Source organism: Legionella quinlivanii, from assembly GCF_003265995.1.
In the GTDB taxonomy this organism is placed as follows: domain Bacteria; phylum Pseudomonadota; class Gammaproteobacteria; order Legionellales; family Legionellaceae; genus Legionella_C; species Legionella_C quinlivanii_A.
This window is the reverse complement of record NZ_MVJN01000017.1, coordinates 18681-28475: the sequence shown is the minus strand read 5'-3', so window position 1 is coordinate 28475 and position 9795 is coordinate 18681. Positions and strand designations below refer to the sequence as shown.

Here is a 9795-nt window from a genome sequence, read left to right as displayed (position 1 = left end):
AAAAAACCATAACAATATAGAATTTTCCTTTTACAAAGCCTGTAAACTCCTAATCATCAACGTCTCAGAACTAGCTTCTGCTCTAGTCTCTGTCTATCGCCTAAAATCGTTTATCCATTCCTTTTATGAAAGTCTCGCTTGCTTTGCTATAAAAAATGTAAAAAAGAAACCCGATTGGGAGCCAGCTCCCTCCCCGGGGGAGGGATTTTAGTTCCTTAGCCTGACGGCTATGGGCGAAGCGCCCGACCTACGATCTCTGAAATCCCAAGCCCTGCCAGTTATCCTGCTTGTCCGTCTTTTAATTGGACAGTCGCTACTTCAAAAGGTTATAATAGTCGCCTTTTGCATTGGGGAGTTATCAATGAATCATCGCGTGGGCTTTGTCAGTTTGGGTTGTCCCAAGGCACTGGTTGATTCAGAAAGGATTATAACCCAATTACGGGCTCAGGGTTATGAGCTTGTTTCCAGTTATCAGAATGCCGGCTTAGTCGTCGTCAATACCTGTGGTTTTATCGATTCAGCGGTCACTGAATCCCTCGATACTATTAAGGAAGCAATGGCGGAAAACGGACGGGTTATTGTAACCGGTTGCCTTGGTGCTAAAGCCGACGTGATTCGGGAAGCTTGCCCGGATGTTCTGCATATCAGTGGTGCTCATGCCTATGAAGAAGTACTTCGTGCGGTTCACCGCCATCTCCCCCCACCCACTGATCCCTTCACACAATTAGTGCCCCCTCAGGGAATTAAATTAACACCCCGCCATTACGCCTATTTAAAAATCTCCGAAGGATGTAATCAGAAATGTACTTTCTGCATCATTCCCAGCATGCGTGGAAAACTGCAAAGCTATCCTTTAAGCCAGGTTCTCACTGAAGCAAGAAAGCTGAAAGAGGCAGGCGTACAGGAGTTGCTGGTTATTTCTCAGGATACCAGCGCTTACGGCGTAGATACCCGTTATCAGCCTGTTGAGTGGCAAGGCCGTACAGTGAATACCCGTTTTCTTGATCTATGCCGGGAGCTCGGGGAGTTGGGAATGTGGGTTCGGCTTCATTATGTTTATCCTTATCCTCATGTTGATGAGATCATTCCTTTAATGCGAGACGGCTTAATTCTCCCCTATCTGGATATTCCCCTGCAACATGCGAGCACAAGGGTTTTAAAAGCTATGAAGCGTCCGGCCAGCAGTGAAAACACGCTGCAACGTATCGCTTCCTGGCGCGAAGTTTGCCCCGAAATAACTATTCGTTCGACTTTTATTGTGGGTTTTCCCGGTGAAACTGAAGAAGAATTTGAAGAGTTACTCGACTTTCTCGAGGAAGCCCAGCTCGACAGAGTAGGCTGTTTTCAATACTCTCCAGTTGAAGGGGCCAAGGCGAATGAACTGGCTGATCCGGTTCCAGATGAAGTCAAAGAGGAACGTTACCACCGTTTTATGCAGCTGCAGGCTGAAATTAGCCGTAATAAATTAGCTGAGAAAGTGGGGAGTATTCAAACCGTTCTGGTAGATTCTGTCGATGATGAGCAAATTATTGCCCGCAGTAAAAGCGATGCGCCTGAAATTGATGGGTTGGTTTATCTGCCTCCTGATAGCCAGGTCACAGCCGGTCAGCTGTTGGATGTAGAAATTGTTGACAGCGATGACTATGATTTATACGCGGTCTTTACAACTCCTGCTTAATAAGATCTGTACCTGATCCATATTCCATGCGTATACTCATAGGATATTAATAATTAACAGGTTTACTTTGAATGAAGTGGGCTTCTTATCATTATATATCCAGTTTATTGAGACGTTGTCTTCTGGTGTCTCCGCTGCTATTGATAACGGCTTGCGGAGAAAAGCCTGCCCAGCAATCCTGGGGTGAGCCAGAGGTTGGCGTGGTTGAACTGCAATATCAATCCTTTCCGATCACGGTTGAATTACCAGGACGGGTACGCGCTCATCGTATTGCTGAAGTTCGCCCGCAAGTAAACGGGATTATTTTAAAACGACTATTTACAGAAGGCAGCGATGTCAAGGAAGGACAGTCATTATACCAGATTGATCCCGCCCCTTATCAGGCTGCGGTAGATACCGCCAAGGGCGAGCTCAGCAAAGCAGAAGCCAATCTCGAAATTGCCAACCTGACCGTACAGCGCTATAAACCCTTACTGGGCAATAAATTTGTTAGTAAGCAAGACTATGATACCGCGGTAGCCAATGCCAAACAGGCAGAAGCCAGTGTTGAATCCGCCAAGGCCTCGCTAGAAACAGCCCGGATCAATTTACAATATACCAAGGTTCTCTCACCTATTAATGGCCGAATTGGACGCTCAAGTGTGACTGAGGGCGCATTAGTGGCAGCCAATCAGCAAACCGCGATGGCCGTTATCCATCAGCTTAACCCCATTTTTGTTGATATTACCCAATCAAGTAATGATTATTTCAAGCTCCAAAAAGAACTGGAGAAAGGCAAACCTGAAGGAAAATCACAAGATATTTCCGTTCAGTTATTTTTAGATGACGGCAGCCTCTACGATCAGAAAGGCAAACTGGAGTTCTCAGAAGTTCAGGTTGATGAAACCACAGGCTCCATTACTTTAAGAGCAATTTTTCCAAATCCTGATAGCAAGCTTTTGCCGGGGATGTTTGTTCGCGCACAGCTGAATATGGGCATTAATCCCAAAGCCCTGCTGGTACCGCAGCAGGGAATCACCCGCGATAACACCGGAAAGGCAACTGCTCTGATTGTTGATAGTGAAAACAAGGTTGAACAACGCAATATTACGGTCACGCAGGCTGTCAAGGATAAATGGCTGGTGACCAAAGGGCTAAGCGCCGGTGATAAAATTATTGTCAGTGGACAACTGAAGGTTAAACCAGGTTCAAAAGTTAAAATACTCAAGCCAGATGAGAAAAAGCCTGAGCAGACCAAGGTGGATGGCTGATTATGTCAGATTTTTTTATAAATCGTCCTATCTTTGCCTGGGTAATCGCCATCATGATTATGGTGGCTGGCTGTATTGCCTTATTTCAACTGCCCATTTCGCAATATCCAACAGTAGCACCGCCGTCAATTGCAGTAACCACTATTTATCCAGGAGCTGATGCCCAGACCGTGCAGGATACAGTGACTCAGGTTATTGAGCAAAACATGACAGGGCTTGACAACCTGCTTTATATGTCCTCTCAGAGCGATTCCTCAGGCAGCATGACAATCACACTGACCTTTGATCCTAAAGCCGATCCGGATATCGCACAGGTACAGGTACAGAACAAACTCCAGCTTGCCATGCCTCTTTTGCCAATCGAGGTTCAGCAACAGGGTATTGTAGTTCAAAAGGCAAGCAGCAGTTATCTTTTGGTTGTGGGCGTTTACTCTGAGAATGACCACTTAAACCAGTATGACCTGGGAGACTATCTGTCCTCTTATCTTAAAGATCCGATTGGCCGTATCAATGGTGTCGGTAATGTGGAGCTCTTTGGCGCCCAATATGCGATGCGCGTCTGGATGGATGCCAATAAGCTAAATAATTATCAGTTAACGCCTATTGACGTGATCTTGGCCATTCGTGCCCAAAATAATCAAATCGCAGCAGGCCAGTTGGGTGGACTGCCTGCAACATCCAATCAACAGCTTAATGCGTCGATTATTGCTCAGACCCGGCTTAAATCCCCGGAAGAATTTTCAAAAATTCTCTTGAAGGTGAATAAAGATGGTTCTCAGGTGCGCCTGAAAGATGTCGCAAAAGTTGAACTTGGCGGTGAAAACTATGACCTGATTGCCCAGTATAACGGCCGGCCTGCAGCAGGGCTCGGAATCAGACTGACAACAGGTGCCAATGCACTCGATACAGCAGCTGCCATTAAAACTGAATTGAAACGGATGGAGCCCTATTTCCCTCCGGGATTAAAGGTGGTTTACCCCTATGACACTACCCCCTTCGTCAAAATTTCAATCCACAAGGTAGTAGAAACCCTTATTGAGGCATTTGTACTGGTGTTTCTGGTTATGTATCTGTTTTTACAGAACTTCAGAGCTACGCTGATTCCAACCATTGCCATCCCGGTAGTCATACTGGGTACCTTTGCTGTGCTTTCCCTTTTTGGCATGTCGATTAATACCCTGACTATGTTCGGTCTGATTCTTGCAATTGGTCTGCTGGTTGACGATGCCATTGTAGTGGTAGAAAACGTTGAACGGGTGATGGCTGAAGAGAATTTACCACCCAAAGAAGCAACTCACCGTTCTATGAAGCAGATTCAGGGAGCCTTAGTAGGTATCGCCATGGTCTTATCGGCAGTTTTCATCCCGATGGCTTTCTTTGGCGGCTCAACAGGTGCTATTTATCGTCAGTTTTCCATTACCATTGTCTCTGCAATGGTACTGTCAATCCTAATCGCTTTGATCCTGACACCTGCCCTTTGCGCCAATCTTTTGAAACCCTATGGCGAAGAGCGGCATGACAAATGGCTTTTTAAATGGTTTAACCGTTTTCTACATGCTGCAACTCATGGGTACCATGATGCAGTCGCCAGTATATTGAAGAGAACAGGCCGCTATCTTTTAATTTATCTGATTATCATTATTTCCATGGTTTATCTGTTTCTGCGTCTGCCTGGCTCCTTCCTGCCGGAAGAAGATCAGGGTATGTTGCTAACGATGATACAGCTGCCTGCGGGAGCGACTCAGGAACGTACGCAAAAAGTAGCCGAGCAGATCTATGAGTATTTCGCAACCAAAGAGAAGCACAATGTCATTTCCGTGTTCTCCGTGGTCGGATTCGGTTTCAACGGTAAAGGACAAAATAACGGGATCACCTTCCTCACTTTGAAAGACTGGTCAGAGCGAAGCGGAAAAGAAAACAGTGTGCAGGAAATTATTAATCGGGCTGGCGGGGAATTTGCCAAAATAATTAATGATGGAATGGTATTCCCTTTTAATTTACCGGCCATTATTGAACTGGGTACTGCCACCGGATTTGATTTTGAGTTAATTGATCGCGGCGGCCTAGGCCATGAGAAACTCACAGAAGCACGCAATAAACTGATGGAAATGGTGGGAGAGCATTCCAATGTGCTGGTCAGAGTAAGACCGAATGGGCTGGAGGATACACCGCAATATAAATTAATCGTTGATCAGGAGAAGGCAGAAGCGCTTGGAGTATCTATTACCGATATCAATCAGACTATTTCCGCCGCCTTGGGCAGTGTGTATGTCAATGATTTTATTGATAGAGGACGTGTTAAAAAAGTATACGTTCAAGGGGCACCCCGTTTTCGGATGCTGCCACAGGATATCAATGAATGGTATGTGCGCAGCGGCAATGGGCAAATGGTACCTTTTTCCGCATTCACCAGTGCCAAATGGGAGAAGGGTTCGCCGCGTCTTGAGCGATACAATGGCTTACCTTCAATGGAAATCTTGGGTGAAGCGGCAGAAGGTCAGAGTACCGGTACGGCCATGGCTTTAATGGAAAAATTAACCTCAGAATTACCCGCCGGCATTGGTTTTGACTGGACAGGAATGTCGTATCAGGAAAGACTCTCTGGTAATCAGGCACCGGCTCTTTATGCGATATCTCTTTTAGTGGTATTCCTTTCTCTTGCAGCTCTATATGAAAGCTGGTCAGTTCCCTTTTCAGTCATGCTGGTGGTTCCGCTGGGGATTATCGGCGCATTAATTGCGGCGAAACTATTCAATATGTATAACGACATTTATTTCAAGGTCGGATTACTGACGACTATGGGGCTTTCAGCGAAAAATGCCATCCTTATCGTTGAATTTGCCAAGGATCTAATAGAAAAAGAGCATAAGCCGCTCATTGAGGCAACGCTCGAAGCCACAAGAATGCGTTTACGCCCTATTCTGATGACCTCTCTTGCCTTTATTTTTGGGGTATTACCGCTGGCATTAAGCACTGGTGCCGGTTCTGGTGCTCAGAACGCGGTGGGAATTGGCGTAGTCGGCGGTATGTTTACTGCTACTTTCCTGGCAATATTCTTTGTTCCAATATTCTTTGTATTGGTCAGACAGCATTTTGGAAAAAAACTGGTGGAAGATGATTCCAGTAAAATACAGAATGGCCAAAAAGAGCCTCTGTAAATTCAACCCTCACCCTAGCCCTCTCCCAACTTGGGGGAGGGGATTTTTTTTACATAAAACTTACCTTAAGTCCTCTCTCTCTCAGGGAGAGAGTTAGAGAGAGGGAGTTTCTAACTGGTTTTTATCTGCTTATAGATTGCCTCACTAATCGCAAACACCTGCTGCAATTCCTTTTCACAGGACGGTTCATAATCTTCCAAAAGCCCCAGATGTAAAACCTGATGGTATTTTTGATAGGCTTCTTTCAAGCAGTTAAATTGTTCCTTACTCAGGATATCGTCTTTTGCCAATTGCCGTAAAAGACTTAAGGTATGCGTATAACGGCTGTAATTTTTTCTGGCATGAATCAAAATCAGGCATTGAACCAGAAACTCCAAATCGACCAATCCCCCCGGCCGCTCTTTAATAGAATGTCCCAGTTGAAACTTCAGCATTTTCTCCCGCATTGACAATACTTCGTCCAGCACATCCCGGACATTGCTCTGCTCAGCGTATATTGATGCTTTCAGTTTCGAGAAAGCGGCTCTCACACGCGGCCCCCCCAATAATACGCGTGATCGAATCAGAGCCTGGTGTTCCCAGGTCCAGGCTTCCGTTTGCTGGTAGGTTACGAAAGAGGACAAACTGCTCACCAATAAACCCGATGACCCTGATGGGCGTAAACGTGTATCGACCTGGTATAAAATACCAGATTGAAAACGAGTGGTTAGCATGTGTAAAATCTTTTGCGTCAGGCGAGTAATCAAGGAACTATGTTCAGCATCTGATGTGTAAATGAATACTAAATCCAAATCTGAATTATAATTCATTTCACGGCTTCCCAGTTTACCATAAGCCAGAACCGCAAATCCTTGAAATACGGCATCCATAACAGGATATCTTAAAGCCAGCTGCCTGGAAGCGATCTCAACAACCCGAACCACAATAGCTTCCGCTAAATCAGCAAGGAAACGTCCGGCGCGTATTGCATTTAATTGGCCATGAAGTTCGGCTCTTGCAGCCAATAGCCAATGGCTTAGTTTAAATTGTCTTAAATATTCCTCTTCGTCCTCCTGGTCTTTGCAGTGAGCCATTTTCTTTTCAAGCTGCTGCTTCAATTGCAGGCGAGAAGGAGGGGTCCAATTGGGCATAGGCTCAAGTAAGGTTTCAAGCAGGAAAGGATGTGCTACCAGCAACTGCGAGATAAAGGGACTGCGGGAAAACCAGTATAATAATTCGTTCAATGTCTGCGGATTCTCAGTCAGTAAGGCAAGATAAGCGCTTCGCCCGACTACGTTCTCCAAAAGCTGCATGACCTGAAGTAAAACAGCTTCTGTATTTTTGACCTGTGCCAGTTCCTTCAATAATAGCGGCATAAATCGGTCCAGTATCATGCGTGCTGCCTGGCTAAGACGAAGACAACGAGGAGAATGTCTGAATGAATGTATCAGCTGATAACAACGCTTTGCATGCTGGTAATTGATGCTGGCGAGTAAGTTAGTTGCCATTTCCGACTCGATGTGTCCCTGCCATACACTGGCCAATTGATGTTCCAAAAGTCTCGAATTATCCTCAAGTTGGCCACTGCTTTTTTTATAAGCAAGCATTGAACTGAATAAATTGCTGACTATTCGCTGATATTGTTTCAGCTTAAAATAAACTGACTGCCAGTCAGTATAATTCATTGCCTGACTAATCTGGAATTGTCGAAGTTCATCTTCGGGTAATACATGGGTTTGCTGATCATTAAGTGACTGTAAGGCATTCTCAAGTTTCCGATAAAATAAATAGGCTTCTTGTAAAACCTGGGCGCGTGTCAGCAGTTTTTCTTGCTTTATAGTAGCCAGGGCTTCCAATAAACTGGTTTTTTGTAATTGAGGTAATCGACCGCCCCTGATTAATTGTATATTCTGAACAATAAACTCAATTTCCCGAATTCCCCCTGATCCGCGTTTAATATCATTCAGGCGGGGATTAAGCTGAACTTCTCTAATAATCATGGACTTCATACTGCGAAGTGATTCGATGACGCTGAAATCAACATAACGGCGATAGACAAAAGGTGTAATCAGTTGATAGAACCAGTGATCGGGAGAAACTGTCAGATCCAGCGGCCTTGCCTTGACCATTGCGTACCGCTCCCAATCTCTCCCCTGCTCCTGATAATAATTCTCTACAGTGGCCAGATTAATCACTAAAGCACCGCTGTCTCCATTCGGTCTTAATCGCAGGTCGACACGAAATACGAAGCCTTCAGCAGTGATCTGCTGCAATAACTGTATAAAACGCTGGACTACTTTAATATAGAACTGTTGATTGCTGATGGATTCCTCACCATCGGTCCATCCATCTTTGGAATACGCGAGAATGAGATCGATATCCGAAGAATAATTTAACTCTCTTCCACCCAGTTTTCCCATTGCCAATACATACAGTCGGGCTGGGTCACCGCTTTCTTCGAGGGGAATACCATGTCTTTGGCTGACATCCTGCTCACAATAGCTCAATGCGCTGCGGATGGCTTCATCGGCAAAATCAGACCAGGAGCGCATTGTTTCTGCGGTGTCAGCCAGGCCCGATGCCTCTCTCAAGAGTAATCTCAGGAAACTGTAATGCCGATATTGTCGGATTTCTTTGGCAAAGGAAGGAAAGGGGGAATTCGGTATAGTCTGGAATCGCTCCCGGTACTCTTTGGCAAAAACCGGAGCCAGGCAATCATCTTCTGTTACTAATCTTGAAAAAATCTCAATATGACGCAGTGCATAATCGCTGCTTAGCAAAACCTTTTGTACCCCCTTTCGCAAATGCGGGGCGGCATGGCTAAAATGCTTATCCAAAAGCTGGGATCGTGAGTCAATAAACACCTCTATATCAGTCATTTATAAAGTTCCTGAATAACATTTATCATAAGCAATGGTTTATTAACAATAAAAAGGTACTATATATTAATTAAATAACTATAAATTGGTAGGACCATGAAACTTATCCGCTATTTTTTATTAGGCCTGCTCTCATTTTCAACTGCTGGCTTTGCACAGGGAGAGCCTCTGCTCATCGCGGTGGATAACTTTTCTCCTCCCTTTGTGATGCGGGCAGGAAATAATGTATTTCACGGGTTTGATGTGGAAATGATGGAGCATCTTTGTAAAATTATGAACAGGACCTGCCAGTACAAACCAGTCCACTTCCACTCCCTCTTGGGTGAAGTTGAAAATAAGACGAGTGAAGTGGCGCTCGGTGCCATTACCATAACGCCTGACCGCGCGACACGCGTTAATTTTACCGCTCCTTACATGTTAAGTCAGTTTCGATTCATGGGAAAACAAGCTTTAAGCCAGCAACCCTTTAGTCTCGACCTTCTCTCTAATAAAAAAATTGGCGTTGAGGAAGGCACTTTGTTTCCGCAACTCATCCAAACCCTGGGTATCAAAAATCCGCAAATAGAGCTCTATGATACGGAGGACAACATTTTAGTTGCTCTACAGAATGGAGATATTGATCTGGCCTTGCTGGATAATGCCACTGCCATTTACTGGGCCAATCATTCTTCCGGTGTACTGGCTGTACTAGGGGAAAAAGAGACTTATGGTTTTGGGTATGGCATTGCAGTGAATAAAGATAATCTTGAATTACTGCAACAGTTAAACAACGCGATCAGCCAATATCATGCCAGTGATATTTTTAAGCAAGATTATGACAGGTATTTCGGCGATTTTAAGCCTTAATAACT

Annotated in this window: 5 protein-coding genes; 4 read left to right on the top strand and 1 reads right to left on the bottom strand. The window is 44.9% G+C overall.

The genetic code is table 11. From position 1 onward, the window contains the following. The first annotated feature begins 361 nt into the window (after positions 1-361). From rimO to B1207_RS15765, 3 genes are all read left to right on the top strand, one after another. A complete protein-coding gene (gene rimO, locus B1207_RS15775) occupies positions 362-1678 on the top strand; it encodes a 30S ribosomal protein S12 methylthiotransferase RimO (RefSeq protein ID WP_112220845.1) in 1317 nt (438 codons plus the stop codon). Positions 1679-1749: 71 nt separating this feature from the next. Then, a complete protein-coding gene (locus B1207_RS15770; RefSeq protein ID WP_112220844.1) occupies positions 1750-2928 on the top strand; it encodes an efflux RND transporter periplasmic adaptor subunit in 1179 nt (392 codons plus the stop codon). A gap of 2 nt (positions 2929-2930) precedes the next feature. Beyond that, positions 2931-6086: an efflux RND transporter permease subunit gene (locus B1207_RS15765; protein WP_112220843.1), complete on the top strand. Its 3156-nt coding sequence runs from the start codon at positions 2931-2933 to the stop codon at positions 6084-6086. Positions 6087-6196: 110 nt separating this feature from the next. On the opposite strand, the gene glnE is transcribed toward B1207_RS15765, so the two are convergent. Next, the gene (glnE, locus tag B1207_RS15760; RefSeq protein ID WP_112220842.1) at positions 6197-8944 is read right to left on the bottom strand and encodes a bifunctional [glutamate--ammonia ligase]-adenylyl-L-tyrosine phosphorylase/[glutamate--ammonia-ligase] adenylyltransferase; all 2748 of its coding nucleotides are present in this window, start codon (positions 8942-8944) and stop codon (positions 6197-6199) included. A 96-nt stretch (positions 8945-9040) separates the two neighbouring features. Between glnE and B1207_RS15755 the strand changes: the two genes are divergently transcribed. Next, a complete protein-coding gene (locus tag B1207_RS15755; RefSeq protein WP_112220841.1) occupies positions 9041-9790 on the top strand; it encodes a transporter substrate-binding domain-containing protein in 750 nt (249 codons plus the stop codon). The last annotated feature ends 5 nt before the right edge of the window (positions 9791-9795 follow it).

What these genes read in the sequence shown, in the direction of transcription:
- rimO (WP_112220845.1), top strand. Translation starts at nt 362, where the DNA reads ATGAATCATCGCGTGGGCTTTGTCAGTTTGGGTTGTCCCAAGGCACTG.
- B1207_RS15770 (WP_112220844.1), top strand. Translation starts at nt 1,750, where the DNA reads ATGAAGTGGGCTTCTTATCATTATATATCCAGTTTATTGAGACGTTGT.
- B1207_RS15765 (WP_112220843.1), top strand. Translation starts at nt 2,931, where the DNA reads ATGTCAGATTTTTTTATAAATCGTCCTATCTTTGCCTGGGTAATCGCC.
- glnE (WP_112220842.1), bottom strand. Translation starts at nt 8,944, where the DNA reads ATGACTGATATAGAGGTGTTTATTGACTCACGATCCCAGCTTTTGGAT.
- B1207_RS15755 (WP_112220841.1), top strand. Translation starts at nt 9,041, where the DNA reads ATGAAACTTATCCGCTATTTTTTATTAGGCCTGCTCTCATTTTCAACT.